At 44.6% G+C, this 18,997-nt stretch carries 16 protein-coding genes; 8 read left to right on the top strand and 8 right to left on the bottom strand.

The window, feature by feature from the left end; genetic code table 11:
- Positions 1–40: 40 nt before the first annotated feature.
- A complete protein-coding gene (locus VEZ01S_RS07050) occupies positions 41–271 on the bottom strand; it encodes a hypothetical protein (RefSeq protein ID WP_021713326.1) in 231 nt (76 codons plus the stop codon).
- A 105-nt stretch (positions 272–376) separates the two neighbouring features.
- Complete coding sequence (gene helD / locus VEZ01S_RS07045) at positions 377–2,458, bottom strand: DNA helicase IV (protein ID WP_021713325.1); 2,082 nt, start codon at positions 2,456–2,458, stop codon at positions 377–379.
- Between the two features lie 302 nt (positions 2,459–2,760).
- On the opposite strand from helD, the gene yccS reads away from it, so the two are divergent.
- The 6 genes from yccS to VEZ01S_RS07015 all read left to right on the top strand — a co-directional run bounded on the left by yccS (position 2,761) and on the right by VEZ01S_RS07015 (position 11,241).
- On the top strand, positions 2,761–4,908 hold the full coding sequence (gene yccS / locus VEZ01S_RS07040; protein WP_021713324.1) for a YccS family putative transporter: 2,148 nt from the start codon (positions 2,761–2,763) through the stop codon (positions 4,906–4,908).
- Positions 4,909–4,939: 31 nt separating this feature from the next.
- Positions 4,940–5,653 carry a DUF2057 family protein gene (locus tag VEZ01S_RS07035; protein WP_021713323.1) on the top strand — a complete coding sequence of 238 codons (714 nt, stop codon included), beginning with the start codon at positions 4,940–4,942 and terminating at the stop codon, positions 5,651–5,653.
- A 150-nt stretch (positions 5,654–5,803) separates the two neighbouring features.
- The gene (gene glpD, locus VEZ01S_RS07030) at positions 5,804–7,336 is read left to right on the top strand and encodes a glycerol-3-phosphate dehydrogenase (RefSeq protein WP_021713322.1); all 1,533 of its coding nucleotides are present in this window, start codon (positions 5,804–5,806) and stop codon (positions 7,334–7,336) included.
- A gap of 375 nt (positions 7,337–7,711) precedes the next feature.
- Positions 7,712–8,707: an HlyD family secretion protein gene (locus VEZ01S_RS07025; RefSeq protein ID WP_021713321.1), complete on the top strand. Its 996-nt coding sequence runs from the start codon at positions 7,712–7,714 to the stop codon at positions 8,705–8,707.
- Between the two features lie 32 nt (positions 8,708–8,739).
- Positions 8,740–10,233, top strand: coding sequence for a DHA2 family efflux MFS transporter permease subunit (locus VEZ01S_RS07020; protein WP_040890413.1), 1,494 nt, complete (start codon positions 8,740–8,742; stop codon positions 10,231–10,233).
- A gap of 180 nt (positions 10,234–10,413) precedes the next feature.
- Positions 10,414–11,241, top strand: coding sequence for an SDR family oxidoreductase (locus VEZ01S_RS07015; RefSeq protein ID WP_040890381.1), 828 nt, complete (start codon positions 10,414–10,416; stop codon positions 11,239–11,241).
- Between the two features lie 16 nt (positions 11,242–11,257).
- Here the strand turns inward: VEZ01S_RS07015 and VEZ01S_RS07010 are convergent, their stop codons facing one another.
- From VEZ01S_RS07010 to VEZ01S_RS06995, 5 genes are read right to left on the bottom strand one after another with little or no spacing between them, the layout of a single operon-like run.
- Positions 11,258–12,223, bottom strand: a complete 966-nt coding sequence (locus VEZ01S_RS07010; protein ID WP_021713318.1) for a hypothetical protein — start codon at positions 12,221–12,223, stop codon at positions 11,258–11,260.
- Positions 12,217–14,793: a LuxQ periplasmic sensor domain-containing protein gene (locus tag VEZ01S_RS07005; RefSeq protein WP_021713317.1), complete on the bottom strand. Its 2,577-nt coding sequence runs from the start codon at positions 14,791–14,793 to the stop codon at positions 12,217–12,219. The genes VEZ01S_RS07010 and VEZ01S_RS07005 overlap by 7 nt, the downstream gene beginning before the upstream one ends.
- A 32-nt stretch (positions 14,794–14,825) precedes the next feature.
- A complete protein-coding gene (locus tag VEZ01S_RS07000) occupies positions 14,826–15,917 on the bottom strand; it encodes a substrate-binding domain-containing protein (RefSeq protein ID WP_021713316.1) in 1,092 nt (363 codons plus the stop codon).
- Positions 15,902–16,198, bottom strand: coding sequence for a GIY-YIG nuclease family protein (locus tag VEZ01S_RS16520; RefSeq protein WP_084621679.1), 297 nt, complete (start codon positions 16,196–16,198; stop codon positions 15,902–15,904). Before VEZ01S_RS16520 ends, VEZ01S_RS07000 begins: the two co-directional genes overlap by 16 nt.
- A gap of 14 nt (positions 16,199–16,212) precedes the next feature.
- Positions 16,213–16,866, bottom strand: coding sequence for a YceH family protein (locus tag VEZ01S_RS06995; protein ID WP_021713315.1), 654 nt, complete (start codon positions 16,864–16,866; stop codon positions 16,213–16,215).
- A gap of 207 nt (positions 16,867–17,073) precedes the next feature.
- Here VEZ01S_RS06995 and VEZ01S_RS06990 point away from each other — a divergent pair, with 207 nt between their 5' ends.
- Together VEZ01S_RS06990 and VEZ01S_RS06985 are read left to right on the top strand one after the other, a co-directional pair.
- The gene (locus tag VEZ01S_RS06990; protein WP_021713314.1) at positions 17,074–17,388 is read left to right on the top strand and encodes a DUF496 family protein; all 315 of its coding nucleotides are present in this window, start codon (positions 17,074–17,076) and stop codon (positions 17,386–17,388) included.
- A 63-nt stretch (positions 17,389–17,451) separates the two neighbouring features.
- Positions 17,452–18,042 (top strand): pentapeptide repeat-containing protein, encoded by a 591-nt coding sequence (locus tag VEZ01S_RS06985; protein WP_021713313.1) that lies wholly within the window; start codon positions 17,452–17,454, stop codon positions 18,040–18,042.
- Here the strand turns inward: VEZ01S_RS06985 and VEZ01S_RS06980 are convergent.
- Positions 18,039–18,989, bottom strand: a complete 951-nt coding sequence (locus VEZ01S_RS06980; protein ID WP_021713312.1) for a LysR family transcriptional regulator — start codon at positions 18,987–18,989, stop codon at positions 18,039–18,041. The genes VEZ01S_RS06985 and VEZ01S_RS06980 overlap by 4 nt on opposite strands.
- Positions 18,990–18,997 lie beyond the last annotated feature (8 nt).

The raw sequence follows: 18,997 nt of genomic DNA, 5'->3' as shown, positions 1-18,997 counted from the left end.
GCATCTAAACAGTGGGTCTTATCCCTAAAAGCTGTCCTTACTACTCAACAAAAATATTGGCATCAATTTCTGTATCTTCTTCATAAGGTTCAGGCACTGATTTTTTGCGTCTTTTATCGTTACTGGTACCTGCGCGATTTTCGGCTATTTCGGTGCTAAAGGTGCCAATCACGAAGCTTTTAAACGCGTACATTGAAGACAAATGACCGCGATAGCCCAAGTAAGCAATGCCAAGGGCTACCGAGAGCAGCAGTATCACTTTTAGATTCATCGTTTCCTCCGAACTACACTCCGGTTGCTGTTACACCTTATAGTGTAGTCTTTGGTGGCCATTAACCGAAATCATGGACTGGATAGCGAATCTAGAGACTAAAGGTTACTTTTTCTTTACTGCGTAGTTTCCTTCTAGCAGTTCCGTCGCAAACACCGACGGCTGTAAATCGTAACTCACGATCACTTCTTGCTTAGCACGAGTTAATGCCACGTAGAATAAACGGCGCTCTTCGGCAAATGGGAAACTATCGTTGCTGGATTTCAGCGCAACATCCAAATGCGGAGCTCGTTCTTTTTGTGGAAAGTTGTTTTCATTTACGCCCATGATCAACACTACGTCCGCTTCTTTACCTTTACTGGCGTGACAGGTTATGAAAGTGAGTTGTAAGTTGTCGTAGTGACTCTGCCACTGTTCAAGTAATGCCGGCTGGTCTTTATGCGTACGCCCAAGCACTAACACCGACAAAGGTTTGTGTGTGTTGTTGATGCGTTGCAGCGTTTTCTCAAGCTTAGATTCGGCAATCACCGACACCGCTTTTTGTTTTTGTTGTTTGTGCGCGGTTAATGTTTTAGGTAACTGCTGTGGATTTTGCGCAATAAACTCACCCGCGACATCGGCGATCTGTGAGTTAAAACGATAAGTGGTATCCAAGAAATGGGTACTGGCGTGTGGGAAACGTTCCATAAAGCGCGTGGTTAAATTAACGTCTGATCCGGCAAATTGATAAATCGACTGCCAGTCATCCCCTACCGCAAATAATGAACGTCGCTCATCGTTGTCACAAGGCTGATTCACAATCGCTTCAATAAGGGCCAAACGCGCAGGTGAAATATCTTGATATTCGTCCACCATCAAATAACGCCACGGCGCTTTAAAGCGGTTTTTGCTCACATAGCCCGTGGCCTTTTCAATCATCGAGTGAAAATCAAGCTCACCTTGGTCTTTCAAATATTGCTTCCACGCTTGATAGCACGGCCACGCCAGTTGCAACTCGCTGTTTAGGCGCGAATATTCTGGGTGCTCCACCAGCTGTTGCTGAATGGTTTTCTTAGTCACGCTCATCGCGCACAATTGATCCACTTGCTGATCAAGCCAAGCAATCAATTTTGGATTTTCAAACTGATCATGCAGATCGACATCGCCCTTTAAAAAGGCAATCGGCCATAGGGATAAATGTTTTTTCCAGCGATTAAAGTTGGTGCTGTTGGTCCAGTGCTCTTTTAGCCACATCGCGCACCACTGCTGTTTTTGATTGGCTTCATAGGCCAAAGACGTCACTTTAGCGGGCTGCCCATCCACTTGTTCAATGATTTGCAGCGCCATTTTATGGAAGGTACTGACATTGACCTTTTGTGAGGTGACGCCAATCTTATCGGACAAACGCTCGGAAATTTCTGTCGCAGCGTCTTTGCCAAAGGCCAGCAAGGCAATTTCTTCAGCTTGAGCTTGGTGACTTTGCAATAAATACGCCACTCTGGCCATTAATACACTGGTTTTACCGGTGCCTGCGCCCGCTAATACTAGGTTATGATCGTTGTTCAGCAATACTGAAATTTGTTGTGATTGGTTGAGTGGCGCACTTTCGATTTGATTAAACAGCACTTGCCAATTTTTCACTTCATTCACTAACCAGTGCTGATTGCGCTCTTTGACCACCTCACCATCCGGTGCTAGCCATGCATTGATCTCTTGCATGCCATCGGCCATACGTTGCGTCGCATCCGTTAAGCTGATGTCCATTTCCACTAAATCGTTACGCACCATCTCTTGCCAAGCTAGCCACTGAGAATTGGCTAAATAAGCGGGTTGTTTTAATAGCAGTTGCAGCTTTTGATGCCACTTAGGCAAATATAGGTTTAATTGGCGACATTGCAGGCGGTGCCATTTTTCATAATATTGCACTGCGGTACGACCAAACGCTTTTGCTTTCCCCCAAGGTAAGCCTTGGATTTGCCAGGCGTTTTGCCAAGTGTCACCGTTCTCATCTTCTTGCTCGTGACCAAAGAAGGTAAGGCTGCCCAATATCACACTGCGTTTCATTGCGGTTTTACCGCTCCACTCAGAAAAAGGGATAGATGTTTGATTCTCTTTAGATGTCAGGATCAACTGATCTTTTTCTAGTTTGATATCAAAATATTCATCTTGTAGAAAAAACTGAGCTGATGGGGTCGCTTGCAACTGCATGTGAACTTTCTTGTCCTTGAGAGTGTGTTGAACCGCTCCAGTTTACTATGTTTCTGTGATATTTATCCAGAGAGATACTAGATTGCAAATTAGGTTGTAATATCTGGTAGCCCATACTTTAGTCAATGGCTGGCCTCAAGAGACAAAAACCTGCCTAAGCGAACCTATTTGTTGAAGTCATAGCGAGGCGACTGCTGAACTTATCAGCAAGGTGCTTTTTCAAGACGGTTGGCTGGCTATTTGTAATGACTTAGTCATAGCGATTAGATAAAGTATGTCTACATAACAAAAGGTTAGCCTTAATGCCAACACAGACACTACGCACATTCCGCCAAGTTTGGGCGAGTAAAACCATCAATTACAGCTTACTGATTCTAGTAACAATGCTGGGGGTGGTCGTGCCTTGTTGGTATATGCAGCAATATACCGCCATCACCCCTTTGGTATTAGGGGTCATTGCCGCAGCGCTAGCAGAAACCGATGACAACTTTTGGGGACGCTTTAAAGCCTTACTGTTAACCTTTATTTGCTTTGCCATTGCCAGTCTCTCTATTGAGATTTTATACCCCTACCCTTGGCTGTTTGCCATTGGCCTATTTTGCTCCACTTTTGGTTTTATTATGTTGGGCGCGATTGGCCCTCGCTATGCCAGCATTGCATTTGGGTCGTTACTGATTGCGATTTACACCATGCTGGGTGCCAGTGAAAGTACTCATATTTTGACTCAGCCGATATTGCTGCTAAGTGGCGCGGCTTGGTATTATTTGCTGTCGTTAATTTGGCAAAGCCTATGGCCAATGCAGCCGATGCAATTGAGTTTGGCGCAAACCTTTCAGCAACTTTCATTTTACTTAGAAGCCAAAAGCAGCCGTTTTCATCCTTCTATTGGCAATCACTCTCAATCCATGCGCCTTGAAGAAGCAAGGCTCAACGCCAATATCGTTGAGGCTTTAGAGCTGTGCCGAAATACCTTTATCAAACGCTCTAAAAAAGGGCAGGTCAACGGCGCTAACGATCGTTTTTTACGTATCTATTTTCTGGCGCAAGATATCCATGAAAGACTGACCTCTAGCCACTACCGTTATCACGATTTGGCCTCCCATTTTGAGCGCTCGGATGTGCTGTTTCGATTTAAACATTTACTGCAAACGTACGCCCAAGAGTGCCAAGATATTGCCAATGCTACTCGCTTAAATCAGCCATATGTGCGACGTGAAAATGCCGTGTTTGCGCTTGATGAACTGCAAGGGGCAATGACCCACCTCAAACAACAAAATAACCCAAAATGGCAACAGCCATTGCGCCAACTGCAATACCTATTTGATAACTTGTGCACTGTTGATCGACTGCTAAACAACATCAATAATCCAGAGGCACAATTAAGCGACAATGTACTGGACGACAAAACCGCACACACCGCCAAGCAAATGTGGCGACGAGTCCGTGACAATTTGTCACCCTCTTCAATCTTGTTTCGTCACGCAACGCGAATGTCGATTGCCCTAACCTTGGGTTACAGCATTATTGAGCTATTTTCTATTGAACACGGCTTTTGGATTCTGCTCACCACCTTATTTGTCTGTCAGCCCAATTTTCGCTCTACTAAACAAAAACTGTTCCACCGTATCAGCGGTACTTTTGCGGGGTTAATCATTGGCGTGATCATGCTGACCTTAATACCCGACGTACAAGGTCAGTTATTTGTTATCGTGCTCTCCAGTGTGCTGTTTTTTGCCTTTCGACTGCAAAATTACGCTTATGCGACCGCCGTTATTACCGTTTTAGTGCTGTTTTTGTTTTCCCAGCTCGGCGCAGGCTACGCGGTGATTTTACCGCGCCTGATTGATACGTTAATCGGTAGTGTTCTGGCGGTAGGTGCGGTGTATTTTATTTTGCCCGATTGGCAAGCAAAGAAAATCCCATCACTCATGGCAAACTCAGTTGCGGCCAATAATCACTATCTTGGGCAAATTATTGCTCAGTATCGAGTAGGCAAAACCGACGACCTTAGCTATCGCATTGCACGGCGCGCAGCCCACAGCCACGATGCAAGCCTTAGCGCAGCCATCAGTAATATGCTGGCCGAACCGGGGAAATATCGATACGCCGTGGACGAAAGCTTTCGCTTTTTGACCCTCAGTCATGCCTTGCTCAGCTATGTTTCAGCTCTTGGCGCGCATCGCACCTTAATCAACGATGCCACTACCCATAAACTGGTTATAGATGCATATCAGGAGATTCATGTTAAGCTCGATGCGATTGATAAAGCACTGCGCGGCGAAACGTATAACCCACAAGTGTTCGAAACCAATCACATTCAACATAAATTGTCGCAATGGCGTGAGAGCGACGGCACATCTGCACAGATGATCTTGCAACAATTGCATTTGATCCACAGAATGTTGCCAGAGATAAAAACTCTCAGCCAAACATTTTCAAAATCCAAATAGGTTTGATACCTAAAAACTATAGAGAAGCTCTATGTACAAGAAAATTTTGCTAACTGGACTAGCACTATCATTTACAGCTCCTGTGCTAGCAGACGTTAAAATCGCCCTACCAGAGCACGTAGATTTACTGCTGGTCAATGGCGCCGAGCCAAATGTAGATGGTGGATTTTTCTCGTCGAGCTCTACTGCTGTTTTGCCTGACGGCGAGAACCAAATTGTATTTCGTTACGAGCCGACCTTCAAAAAAGGTCAAGAGTTTGAAAAAATGAGTTCAGACGTCATCGTGGCCAAATTTACTGCCAAAGACCAACAGCTGACATTTCAATTTCCAAAATATCGCAACCTTCGTGAAGCAAGACAATTCGATAAACACCCAGATTGGGCACTCATTGATAAGTCAGGCAATAAAGTGGCCTATGCTCAAGACAAGCTGATTCACCATGGCGTGCAGTTTGGTCGTGATTATCAAGCAGAAGTAATGAAGTTTAATACCACGGGCAGTGCCGCTGCGATTGAAACAAACAGCGCCTTAGCTTACGCCGCAGTGACCGCAGCACAAGCCGCTGGTACAGAAGTGGCAGTGGTTCCAGTGAGCCCATCAGCAACAGACAATGCTGCGTCAAATAACAGCGCTAACACTAGCGCCAATGCCACAACCGCAGAAGAAATGCTGATGTTTTGGTACAACAAAGCCGACGACGCCACCAAAGCGCGCTTCAAAGCATACGTAAACAGCCAAAAATAGAGACCTTTCTCGCACTTCTAGGCGAAATTTTACTCAATGGTTAAATTTCGCCTTATACACCTTCTTTCATACTATTGAAATATCTTAAGATTATCTTAATACTCGCGCCGTCGAATCTATGTAGGCGCATGATTTTCTAGGATAAAACGAATGAACTCAACCAATACCGCTGCCAATACTGAGGCACTAGAATCCCTGCCTATTCTCGATATTATTATTGTCGGTGGTGGCATCAATGGTGTCGGTATTGCCGCCGATGCGGTCTCTAGAGGCTTGTCTACTGCGCTGTTTGAAGCCAAAGATTTTGCCAGTGCCACCTCATCAGCCAGCTCAAAGCTCATTCATGGCGGACTTCGTTACCTAGAACATTATGAATTTCGACTGGTTTCAGAAGCCCTTGCTGAGCGGGAAGTCATTTTAAAAAAAGCACCACATATCGCCAAACCGATGCGCTTTCGTCTGCCACATCGCCCATATCTTCGTCCAGCATGGATGATACGTGCAGGTATGTATCTTTATGATTCTCTTGGGAAGCGAAACTCACTGCCCGCCTCACATAAAATCTCTTTTCGCGATGAACACGTGCTGCATGAGCAGTTTAAAGTAGGATTTGAGTATTCAGATTGTTGGGTCGACGATGCAAGGCTAGTAGTGCTGAATGCGATGCAAGCACAGCAATCTGGCGCTGAAATTAACAACTATTGCACGGTTGTTTGTGCCTCACAAAGTGACGGTATTTGGACGGTGAAAGTACAAGATAGCCGAACTGGGCAGACATTGATTCGCCGCAGCCGAGCCTTGGTGAACGCATGTGGACCTTGGGTTAAATCATTTATTACCGACACCGTACAAAGCGCTTCGCCAATGGGCATTCGCTTGATCAAGGGCTCACATATCATCGTGCCGCAAATCTATCCTCAAGATCATGCTTACATATTGCAAAATCAAGATGATCGTATTGTGTTCACCATACCCTATTTAGACAAATACTCTCTAATAGGTACGACCGATGAGGAATACCACGGCAACCCGCGACACGTGGCCATTACCAATGCCGAAATAGAGTATTTATTAAATGTCGTAAAAGAGCATTTCATTGAAGCGCCCAACAAGCAAGATATCGTCGCGACCTTTAGTGGTGTAAGGCCGCTGTGTGATGATGAGTCCGATTCGCCGCAAGCCATTACCCGTGACTACACGTTAACCTTGCAACCCAACGCTCCCCAGCCAACCAAAAACACCGCAAATGCCCCGTTATTGTCGGTATTTGGCGGCAAGCTCACTACCTATCGCAAACTGGCAAATGCCGCGCTAGAAAAACTCACCCCTTTTCTGCCAACAATGTCACAGAGCACCACCCAAACCAGCCTACTTCCTGGCGCTGAATCTTTTGACCCATCGCTACTGTTGCGCCAGCTACAAAAAAAATGGCCTTTAGCACCAAAACAAATGTTACAGCGTTGGTTAAGTGCCTATGGTTCACGCGCTCTTATGATTGGCGACTCGTCCCCCGATCTCGGACAACGCTTTTCCAAGCAACTATTTGCGGTTGAAGTGGACTACCTCATTAAGCACGAATTTGCTTATTGCAGTGACGATATCCTGTATCGCCGCAGTAAGTTATATCTTGAAATGACGCCCAACGAGATAAAAGCGCTCGAAGATTATCTAAGCTATACATAAAAATTCAACTGTTCTATCGCTGGGTTTTCACACGATTAAGTAAACGAAATAGCCCAGCCTTCCCTTCTTGAAATTATGCTAATACCCGCCATGATTCTACGATAGTGCGAAGCATCAATGAGCCACACACACTTTCGCTTTCCATCAATAAAATTACTTTAATCATCAGAGACTAAGCAATAATTCTAAGAGTGACTATTATTGTGTAAGGTTGCGCACCGTTCATGCTTATAGTCAAGGTCCCGAGACGCTAATTTCTGGTGCAGAAATTAAAAGTAAGTGTGCACATTTTCGCATATGAAACATGAAAACTAGAGCTTATAGTCTAACCTCTAAAATTCTCATCGATATTTAACACTATTGAACTGGATGGTCATGAAGAAATATATCAAAGGTTATATTACCGCTATCATTTTACTTGCTGTTGCAGGTGGGCTTGCATATTACTGGCATTACAGCGATCTTCACCCGTCTACTGACAACGCCTACGTACACGGAAAAACCGTTTCTATTGCCCCTCTTGTACAAGGCCGCATCACCAAAATTTCAGTGGATGACTTTCAATTTGTTCACACCGGTGATCACTTAATTTCGGTTGATTCACAGCCTTATCAAATTGCAGTAAAAGAAGCGCAAGCCGCTTACCAATCGGCCCTGCAACAAAATAAATCGCAAGAATCAGGCGTTAACGCTGCCATTGCTCAACTTAATGAAGCAAAAGCGAATCTACTGAACGCCCAAAAAACCTATAAACGTACTCAAGTTTTAGTGCAAAAACGCTTAGTGCCGGTTCAACAAGCCGACACTGACCGAACTAAACTTGCCGACGCTCAAGCTCGATTGCACGCCGCTCAAGCCTCATTACAACAAGCGATTGATACCCAAGGCGGAAAAGGCGAAGCATCCGCTGTAGTACAACAAGCGGCCGCTCGCTTAGCAAAAGCCGAACTTGACTTAAGCTACACCGAGATTAGCGCTCCTTTTGATGGCTATGTGGGTGATGTGAAAATTCACTTAGGCACCTTTGTCTCTACTGGACAGCCACTGTTTCCAGTTGTGAAGCAATACAGCCAATGGGTGCAAGCTAACTTTAAAGAATCTCAAATGCCTCGCCTTGTAGAAGGTCAGCCTGTTGAGATTACGGTAGATATGTACCCTGATGAAGTTTGGCATGGCAAGCTGGTAAAAATCTCTCCAGCGAGTGGTACAAGCTTCTCTCTACTTCCTCCAGAAAATGCCACCGGTAACTGGGTGAAAATAGGTCAACGCTTCCCCGTTAAAATTGAAATTACCGATGACTTAACCAACAAACCTATCTTAAGAATTGGTTCTAGTACCCAAGTTACTGTGGATACAACGACTGGAGAATAGTCGTGGAGAATATCACGCCCTTTAAACGCACTATGATCGTGATTGCGGTAATGACTTCCGCAATCATGGTATTGCTGGATATGACCATTGCCAACGTTGCCTTGCCACAAATGCAAGGCGCACTTGGCGCAACCTCAGACACCATCACTTGGGTGCTGACTGCCTACACCATGGCAGAGGCGATTTTTATTCCCTTAACCAGCTATTTTTCTAGCAAACTGGGTGAGCGTCGCCTAATGCTAGTGGCCGTATCGGGCTTTATGGTCTCCTCCATTTTGTGTGGTCAAGCACAATCGATCGAAGCTATGGTATTTTTCCGCATCATCCAAGGTATGTTTGGTGCAGTCGTGATTCCTATGTCTCAGTCATTGCTGATTGCAGTTTTTTCTGAGAAAGAGCGCGGCAAAGCCATGTCGATCTTTAGTATTGGTATTTTACTTGGCCCAATCTTAGGCCCTACCTTAGGTGGTTTAATTACACAAAATATGAGCTGGCGCTGGGTATTTTATGTCAACGTGCCAGTCGGTCTATTTTGTTTAACCATGATTTACCTGTTTGTAAAAACATCCAACAAACGTACCACTGTCATTGATTGGCCAACCATGCTCTCAATGGCGATTGGTATTGGCATGCTGCAAATGGTGTTAGACCAAGGTAACCAATTAGACTGGTTTGAGTCACGCACGATTCAAGCCAGCTTGATCCTCGCTTTCGTCGGATTGGCGTTCTTTGTCCATCGCAGTTTTAAAACCCGTAGTCCGGTTGCGCCCATTTGGATACTCAGCAATCGCAACTTGGCGTTAGGCTCTTTAATGATGGCCATTTTTGCCAGTGCGCTATTTGGCTTAACGGCTCAACTGCCAATGATGCTAGAAGGGGTACTGAATTACCCAGTAGACACGACGGGGTTATTAATGGCTCCGCGAGGCATCGCTGCGGCAATCACCTTGATTGCGACGGCTAAATTTATGACCAATAGCCGTTTAAAATGGATGGTAGGTACAGGGGCACTATTGTGTGGTATTGCTGGGCTTATCATGTCGCAATATTCAGAAAACATTGATTTTTATTGGTTAATTCTGCCAGCACTGATCCAAGGTTGTGGGATGGGTTTAGTCTTTTCTAGCCTTTCTGCCATAGCTTATACCACTCTCAAGCCTGAACACGGGGTTGCTGGGGCCAGTATTTTCAACCTATTTAGAACCATAGGTAGCTCTTTTGGTATTTCGATTGCGACCACCTATCAATTTAGAAGCTCGCAAGAAGAGTGGAACTCATTGGGTCAGGCTGTTAACCCATACAACCCTAACCTCCAGCAATGGCTATCGGATACGGGGCAAACACTCTCCGACCCAACCACACAAACCATCTTACAAGAACAGGTGCAGAAACAGGCCGAGATCATCGCCTTTATCCATACCTTTACCTTTATTACGGCGTTGTTTGTGTTGATCATACCTTTGCTGTTTTTGCTTAAGATCCCTAAGCAAAGCACCAATACCGCCAGTGGAGCACCAGCGCACTAAGGGTTTTGCGAACGAATACAAAACCTGTGAACGCTTAATCTATCCACGCGCTTATAGACTATTGATGTTGATAAACAGCCTTGAAAAGCGATAAAAGCCCCTTTAATGGGGCTTTTTTGTTACACAGTCTGCTACCATGGCAACCGTCATTATTTGATTCCTACAATCGTAAAGGTCTCTATGAAAGAATCTATCTTAATCACAGGTTGCAGTAGTGGTATTGGTTATCATTGCGCGGTGCAGCTGCATCAAGCGGGTTATAAGGTTATAGCAAGTTGTCGCCATCTTGCCGATGTAGAGCGTTTACAAGCGCAGGGGCTGCACTGCGTACAACTTGATGTGACCGACAGTGTGTCTATTCATCAAGCGATAGAGCAGGCATTATTACTGGGTGATGGCAAAATTGATGTGCTGTTTAATAACGCAGCCTATGGTCAATGTGGCGCGCTGGAAGATTTGCCAACTCATGCACTGCGTGCGCAACTGGAAACCAATCTGTTTGGCTGGCATGAATTAACCAAAGCGATTATTCCGCTAATGCTTGGCCAAGGCAGAGGGAAAATCATCCAAAACAGCTCTGTGCTCGGTTTGGTCGCAATGAAATATCGCGGCGCTTATAACACCAGCAAATTTGCCTTAGAAGGTTATACCGATACTCTGCGTTTAGAATTGATGGATACGCCGATTTCTGTGAGTTTGATAGAGCCGGGGCCAATTGTCAGTAAATTTCGAGAAAATGCGTTGCATGCTTTTGAAAATACAATTGATATTGCCCACTCTCGCCATCAGAAAAGCTATCAAAATACCATTGATAGATTGGGCAAAGCATCGCCGAGCAATCGCTTTACTCTACCGCCAGAGGCGGTGCTTAAACCGGTACAAAAAATACTAAACAGTGCGAAGCCAAAGGCGCGCTATTACGTCACTCAGCCCACCTATATATTTGGTTTTCTGCGCCGCATTTTACCCGCAGCATGGCTCGATAAACTATTGGTGAAAAGCGACTGATTACAACTCGAGCGAGTTATTCGCCCAACCATAACTGCTGATTAGGATCGTCTTGCTCACACCAGTTAACGTCTTGCCTTGCTTCTAAATACAGTTGCACTCCATGATAAAGCTGAAAGGCAAGTACGCCGCCTAGATGTTCATGCTCATCAAAAAACGCATCTTCGCATTGTTGCAACTGAGCAAGAGTGCGAATATTGCGATTCATCAGCCATGCAATCGCCTCTGGCTGTGCGGTTTCACCATTGATCTCCACTTTGCTGATGCGCTCAGTGGGTACTTGCAAACTCCCTTCCAATGGTGCCCTTTGGTGATTGTCGTGCAAAATACGCTCTCTGTCGGATTGTTGCTGGCCTATTTCCGCGAGTATTTGCTCAGCTTTGCGCTTACTCACTGACGGGTACAAACGGGCAATACGTAACGCATACGCCAATTGACTCTGACCTAACAGCGCCACAAGTTCGTCTAACAGATATTTATTTAATGATTCCGACTTTTGGTAAAAATCGACCGCAGTCTGAAAATTAATGAAGCGCGCCCCGTCAAATTCAAACCCATAACTGTCATCGATAATATCAAGGGGCAGTCCATGAATAGCCAAAGGCCAGCCCGTAAACTCCACTCGCCCTTTGGCAATCTCATACATCATCCAAGCGCTCTCGGTAAAACCTTTAAAAGCGGTGCCTTCTAACTGAGTTTCAGCCAACTCTTGCTCAGTCCAATTGACGCCTATACCTAGATGCTTTGCGTAGCGCTTCATCAGTGCATTTGTCACTTGCAGTCGTAAATCCCAAATAGAATCGGTGACACAAGTATTGGCGATCGTTTTACATTCTTGGCATGTTGGCAGCTGCAATGGTGGGTGCACAAATACCGCAGAAGCTTTCCTTGGAAAATTCACCGTCACATGGCTTGGTTCGCCGCAAAACCAACACTGATGTCGGTAATTAAATGGGATGTCGATAGCCTGGTAATCTAGCATGACCTTGTTTCCATAACCTGTTGTAATACTTGTAAAAACTTATCTTCTAAGATCGGCTTAACCAATACGGCATTCGCACCTGCCGCAATAAATGCCTGCTCAGTCGATTGGTAACCATCGGCGGTACATGCCACGATGGGTGTGGTGAGTTTTAATTCCTCACGCAGTATTTTCGTCACGTCAATACCATCCATTTTTGGCATTTGATTGTCCATCAAAATCACATCGTAATCGTGAGACTTCACCTTAGCAATGGCTTGCAGCCCATCAGTCACCCAATCAAAGTACAGTCCATGCTTTTTGCCTAGCGCTTGAATCACAAAGGCATTGGTTTTGTTGTCCTCCACCAGCAATACTCGTAAGTTTTGCATCCATTGCGAAGGCTTGCTGTCCTCAATCTGAGTATTCTCGGGTACAGAGGCAGACGGGTCGGCTTTTATTGACAATGCGTCAATAGACAATGCTTCAGCAGGCAGTATCTCAATCGGTAAGACCACAGAAAAACAGCTGCCGTTACCCAGCTGACTGTCCACTTTGATAGTGCCATTAAGATGCCCTACTAAGCTTTTAACAATACTCAGCCCTAGCCCACTACCCCCATATTCTCGACTGATGTTGACGTCAGCTTGAGTAAAAGATGAAAATACGCTTTCTAAATGATTTTGTGCAATGCCAATTCCGGTATCTGTGACGGAAAAGTACAACAAGGCTCTGCTCTCTAAGCGATTGCGTAACTCGACATCCACGACCACGGCACCTTTGGCGGTAAACTTAATAGCATTGGTCAGCAGGTTGAGAAAAATTTGCGTCAAGCGCATACGATCGCTTTTTATATAAATGTCGTCAGAAAAATGCTTATTCACACTAAAGCTCAGCTGCTTTTGTTGGCAACTGGGCGCGGCAAAAGAAGTCACTGTTTCTAACACATGATTTAAAGAGAAATCCGTGTATTCGATGATCTCTCCGCCTTTATCAATTCGGGAGAAATCCAAAATATCGTTCAGAAGATTAAGTAAGTGTTCACTACTTTGATACAGCACGCGCGTTTGCTGTTTTTGTTCATCGTTATGCGCATTTTCTTTAAGCAGTTGCGCCATACCTAAAATACCATTGAGTGGCGTGCGAATTTCATGGCTCACTTTTGCCAAAAACTCGGCGCGAGCTACCGCGGTTTGCTCGGCCTCTTTACGCGCCCGCTCACTTTGGCGCTCCGCTTCTACAAATTGAGTAATGCTACGCCCTTGAATCACCAATGTCGGCGCAACGCCATCAACCAAAATAGGCGCAATACTCCAGCGATAGATTTGGTCGCCCACATAGCTGTCGACTTCAACCATTTTTTGCGTATCTAGCACCAAATCCAGTTGCTTATCTAAATGCCTTTTTAGGGTCATGGCGCTTCGGTCATTGGCAAAGGCTTCTATGGCCGCCGGATTCAGCTCCAAAATTCGTTTTTCATTGCTCAGTAACACGGTCGGCAATACGGAAAAGTCGAACAGGTTTTTAAAGGAGGTCTCTTTGTGCCGCTCACGCTGAATACTCTCTAATAGAGTGTTTCCTAATCGGTCGAACTCGGCGATATTTGAGCCTTTAAAGTCGACGTTTTTTTTCGCGCTATCGAAGCTATCGGCTAAGTACATCACCCCCTCTATCTCACGCTCAACTCTACGCTGTATCAATTTGGTGATCACCACCGCCAAAAACGACACCGTCAGCAGGGCAAATAACAATGAGGCGGCGTAGCTTACTTCCACCCGCTTTAACTTGGTCGTATCTTGCAAAAAAACCACTTTGAGAGGGGTTTTTATTCCGCCAATGACCAAATCCACCTGGTGAATGACTTCAGACCCAAAATAGCGATGCTCGGTCAGCTTTACGGTTTGTTGCTGCAACTTGAGGTTCACTTCAGGTGAAGACGAAGCAATAATATCCTCTCCTTCAACCAGCATTACCTCGCTGATATTGGCATCAGCAATCATATCTTGTAAAAGACTGAGGTTGTTGTCCATGACCAAGCCAACGTAATAGTAGCCAATCAATTCGCCATTTTTTGAGTTAATTAATGACGATCGCCTGACCATAATATGCTTATCGCCCAAGGCTTTAGAGGGCGCTAGGAAATACCAATTATTGTTAAAACTAATTTCACTCTCTAGCGCTAATACCCGCTGGCGATTCAGACCGTAAAGCGATGCGTGCCCGTCATCCCACACCAAATCGCCGTAGCGAAACATAAAACGAAAATCGGATACGCCATGCGGATCCACTTCTTCCAGCTCATACATATAGTGGTCTATGGCTTGGTAATCTTCGGCATCAAACAGCTCGATAAGCGTATGCGAGCGGGAGGTAATATCTTGAGTCACCTGAATAGTTTGCAATCGATTTTCCATCAACTGCTTGGCAATCCGCGCCGTTTGATTAAAATTTCTCTCTAACTCAGCTTCAAAGGCTTTGGTACTTAAGTGATAGTTATATAAGAAAAAACCAATAATGACGGCAAACCAAGACAGCCAAGCTGTCCTGACAATATGTCCGGTTAGCGATTCCTTTCTCTGTGTTTGTTTCATAGTGACCTAATCAAGTGTGAGGTGATAACCCGTTAACGATCGGAATAACGAAACGCTCTGCGTTTCAAAGCGTCGACTTTTTCAATGTCGTCGTCTTTAGTCAAAATTTCGTAATCACCGGAGAACACTTGTGGCACGGGTTCATTTTGTAAATCCAGCTTAATCGCCTCCGCCATGGCGATGCCGGTATCATCGGTCATACGCACCACTGTAAAGTCAATCTCGCCTTCTTGTACTGCTTGGATCTCTGAACCGCCCCCCCAGCCGTTGACCATCACATCACGCCTATCAAGCTTTTCTAATGCTTGAGAAACACCAAGGGCGACATCCGTTGAACTGGCATAGATAAAATCGAGATTTTGCTCCTTTTCCATCATAGATAAGGTGGCGGTATACGCAGATTCTCGATTGGCATTAGTGAAATAAGCGCTTTTTAAAGTGTAATCACCGAATGTTTTCATCGTTTTGATAAACGTATCGCCTCGCGCTTCGCTGATATAGCCCGGCGAGAAATACATCAATCCAAAATTGGCTTCTTCGGGAAATAACTTTTGGTATTGTTTTGCCAGCAAGCGAGTACCCACTACATGGTCAAAACCGACATATAACAAGGGTTGCTGAGCTTTCCAGTGTTTGATTGGCGTAGTGATGTTAATAAGAATCAGCTTGGTCTTGCCACCACTGTTTAATATATTTTCGGCAAACTTTTTATGGCGACTGGTATCAACGGTAAAGATAAGATAATCCGGGGGATTTTTCAGCACAGCCTGCAAGCTTTCGGTCTCACGGCGATAATCCATATTGGGGCGAGAAGAATACTTTCGCAGTCGATAATCCACCCCCAGCTCCGTCAACCGTAACTCTAACGCTTTAATGTTTCGCCACCAATAATCAGACAGCTGCGTGCCCGGATAAACAATATCAATCGTAACGGGCTTTTGTTGTCGGATAGTTAATGGGACGGGAGCTTGATAGATGCGCTGAAACATCTCTTGGGTCAACACTTTCTGTGTTGGGTGTTTCTCTAAATAAACATCATATTCCCAGTAATCCAATAACACACTGCTGGCTAAACAGGGCGTAATGTAAAACCAAGAAAAAATGATAATTAAGGTATATCGCATAGCATAGACTCCAACTGTAAGGTGCTGTTGCTTATCACCAAACATTCCTTTTGTTTCTTGCTTAACTGCTTGATTTTATACTCTAGCTTGAGTGCTCTCGATTTGCTGTCAACTTGTGTGGACCACTCTAAAGTGAGCGGCCCTTTTCCTCGTAACGCTTTTGCGCCTGTTCCTTTGGCGTGTTGTTCAAAGCGTCGTGACAAGTTGTTCGTTACCCCACAATACAATGCGTTGTAACGTGTCCGAATAAGATAAACTGACCACAAGTTATCCGGCGGCATTGTCACAGATTCCGCTACAGTACCGACTCGATTAGGGCTCTTAATTCGGCCACTTCTTGTTTTAGTTCACTCACCTGTTGCTCTAGAGCATGAATTTTCTCACTGGTGGGCGTTGTCACAGCCGCGGCAGGTGTCGCTGACGCGAGTGCTTGTACATCCACTTCGCCACAGAACAAATGCTGATAACGAGATTCACGCTTGCCCGGCTCTCTTGCCAGTTTGACCACGACGGGTGAACTCAAGGTGGCTAACTTATCCAGCGTCGCTTCCACTTCTTTGACATCGGCAAATTGTGCTAAACGGTTGGTGCGAGTACGCAACTCTCCGGGCGTTTGCGCGCCGCGAAGTAACATCACACACACAATGGCCTTATCTTGAGCACTCAATTGCAGATCGCCAAATTCGGTATTACAAAATCGGTGACGATATTTAGCAGTGCGGCTGTTAAATGCGCTTTCATCACTCACTAAATGACGATCAATGAGTGCATTTATCCCATCTTGTACTTCAGCGTCACTCAACTCCATAACGGGATCACGATTGCTTTTTTGGTTGCAGGCCGTGGTTAAACTATTGAGACTCAAAGGATAATAATCAGGTGTTGTGACTTCTTTTTCGATTAAACAACCAATGATGCGAGCTTCTAGGGGAGATAATTGCAATAACATTCTCAAATTCCATCTTCATATTTTCTTTACTAAGATTGTATGCAAGTATTGATTAGGTTGCGATAGCTAGTCTACCAATTTATGCCCGTTTTGCTCTGAATGTAAAAAAAGCGCACAACAGTTAAAATAGCGGGCTCTTCTCACTGTATGTTTAGTAAAGCTTGTGGTTTAATTTCCTCAGTTAATATTCGTTTAGAAGGATACAAAATGAACAACGTATACGAAATTGTAAATTTGGCTCGTCAAAAAAATAAACTAAAACGTGAAATTCTGGATCACGAAAAGAAAATCCGTGACAACCGCAAACGTGCAGACCTTTTAGACAATCTAATGGACTACATCAAACCAGACATGAGCCATGATGAGATCATCGGTATCGTGAAAAACATGAAAGCAGATTATGAAGATCGCGTTGATGACCACATCATCACAAGTGCTGAGATTTCAAAAACTCGTCGCGATCTAAGTCGTAAAATCCGTGAACTTACTGAAGTAGACAAGCAAGCAAACGGTAAAAAATAATACCTCGAAGCTGAGTGCCTATCTTTAGGTGCTCAGTCTCTTCCCCCCTCTCGGAATTGTATTTTGAAAAGCAATCAGCAGTATTACGACACCTCTTTTAGTAAACTTTCTCTCACCTGCGCAGAATTTAATGACATCGAATTTGAAGAGTGTGAGTTTGTTGACTGTGACTTATCAGAAGCAAAGTTTGCCCACTGTCGCTTTATTAATTGCTCGTTTGTGCGCTGTAATTTAAGCCTGCTTAAAATACCCAATAGTCGTTGGTTTCAGATCTCTTTTAGCGAAAGTAAACTGGTGGGAATAGACTGGACGACCGCCTATTGGCCCAGCTTTCATGTGGATTGCGAGTTGGAATTTAAACAGTGCATTCTTAACGATTGCTCTTGGTTTGGCTTAACCCTGCAACAGCTAAAATTAGAAGAGTGCAAACTGCATGATGCCGACTTACGAGAAGGCGACTTTTCTGGCTCAAGCATGACGTATTGCGATTTTAGTCATAGCCTATTTATGCGCACCAACCTTGAGCGGGTAGATTTTACCGAATCAAGTCACCTTGCGATTGACCTTAACCATAACCGTCTCTCTGGCGCTAAATTCTCTCGTTTTGCCGCGTTAAGTTTACTCGAAAGCTTAGATATTGAGTTGGTCGATTAAGCCTTATATAAAGCTTTATAATTTGGAATATGGCTTTCCCAAATTGCTGGCTTACCAATATGTTGTTCAACATAATCGATAAATTCACTGACCAATAAGGTTTTCTTTCGATGTGGGTAAATAGCGTAAATGCCCGTATCCATCGTCGAAAGTTGATGATCCGTAAGCAAAGGTACCAATTTTGATTCGGCTATCGGTCTATCCAGATTGAACAAGTCAATTAAGGCATACCCTAAGCCATCTTTTACCGCTCCCATCATGGTACGTACATCGCTGATTTTGTAGTTCCCTTGCATACGTAATGTCACCATATTGGAAGAATGCGCGTTTTCGCTGATCCTCATTCTGTCTAAGGTTACATTACCATTGCTGTACACCACCGCAGGTAGCTCGACTAATTGTTGTGGCGTTTTGGGCATGCCATATTGCTGTACAAACTGCTCTGAGGCGACAAGAGCAAAGTTGGTTTTAGCAATTTGTTTGGCAATCAGGTTCGACTCTTTTAATTTACCCACCCTAAATGCAAGGTCGAAGTGATCGGCAATAATATCCACTCGCTTGTCATCCAATGAAAGATTGACCTGCACATCTGGGTATTGCTTCATAAATCGAGTGACTACAGGTTGCAAATATTCCTGACCAAAAAATATCGGAGAGGTAATGCGCAGGGTACCTTTTGGCTCACTATGATAGGAGTCAGCTATGCTTCGAATGTGAGTTAAGGTATCCAACAGTATATGAGTCTGCTCAAGGATCTCCTCTCCAGCCGAAGTTAAAGCAATTGAGCGCGTAGAGCGATTAAGCAATTGCACTTCTAAAGTCGCTTCTAATTTTTTGATCTGTTTAGACAATAATGAATTGTCCATGTCATGCAAAGCGGCAGCTTTGGAAAACGAACCTTGCTGCACCACATCTCGAAACAGTGCTAATTGTACGGTCAATGACATGACCTTCT

Origin of the sequence: Vibrio ezurae NBRC 102218, from assembly GCF_000467185.1 — a bacterium.
In the GTDB taxonomy this organism is placed as follows: Bacteria; Pseudomonadota; Gammaproteobacteria; order Enterobacterales; family Vibrionaceae; genus Vibrio; species Vibrio ezurae.
This window is presented reverse-complemented; position numbering and strand designations above follow the sequence as displayed.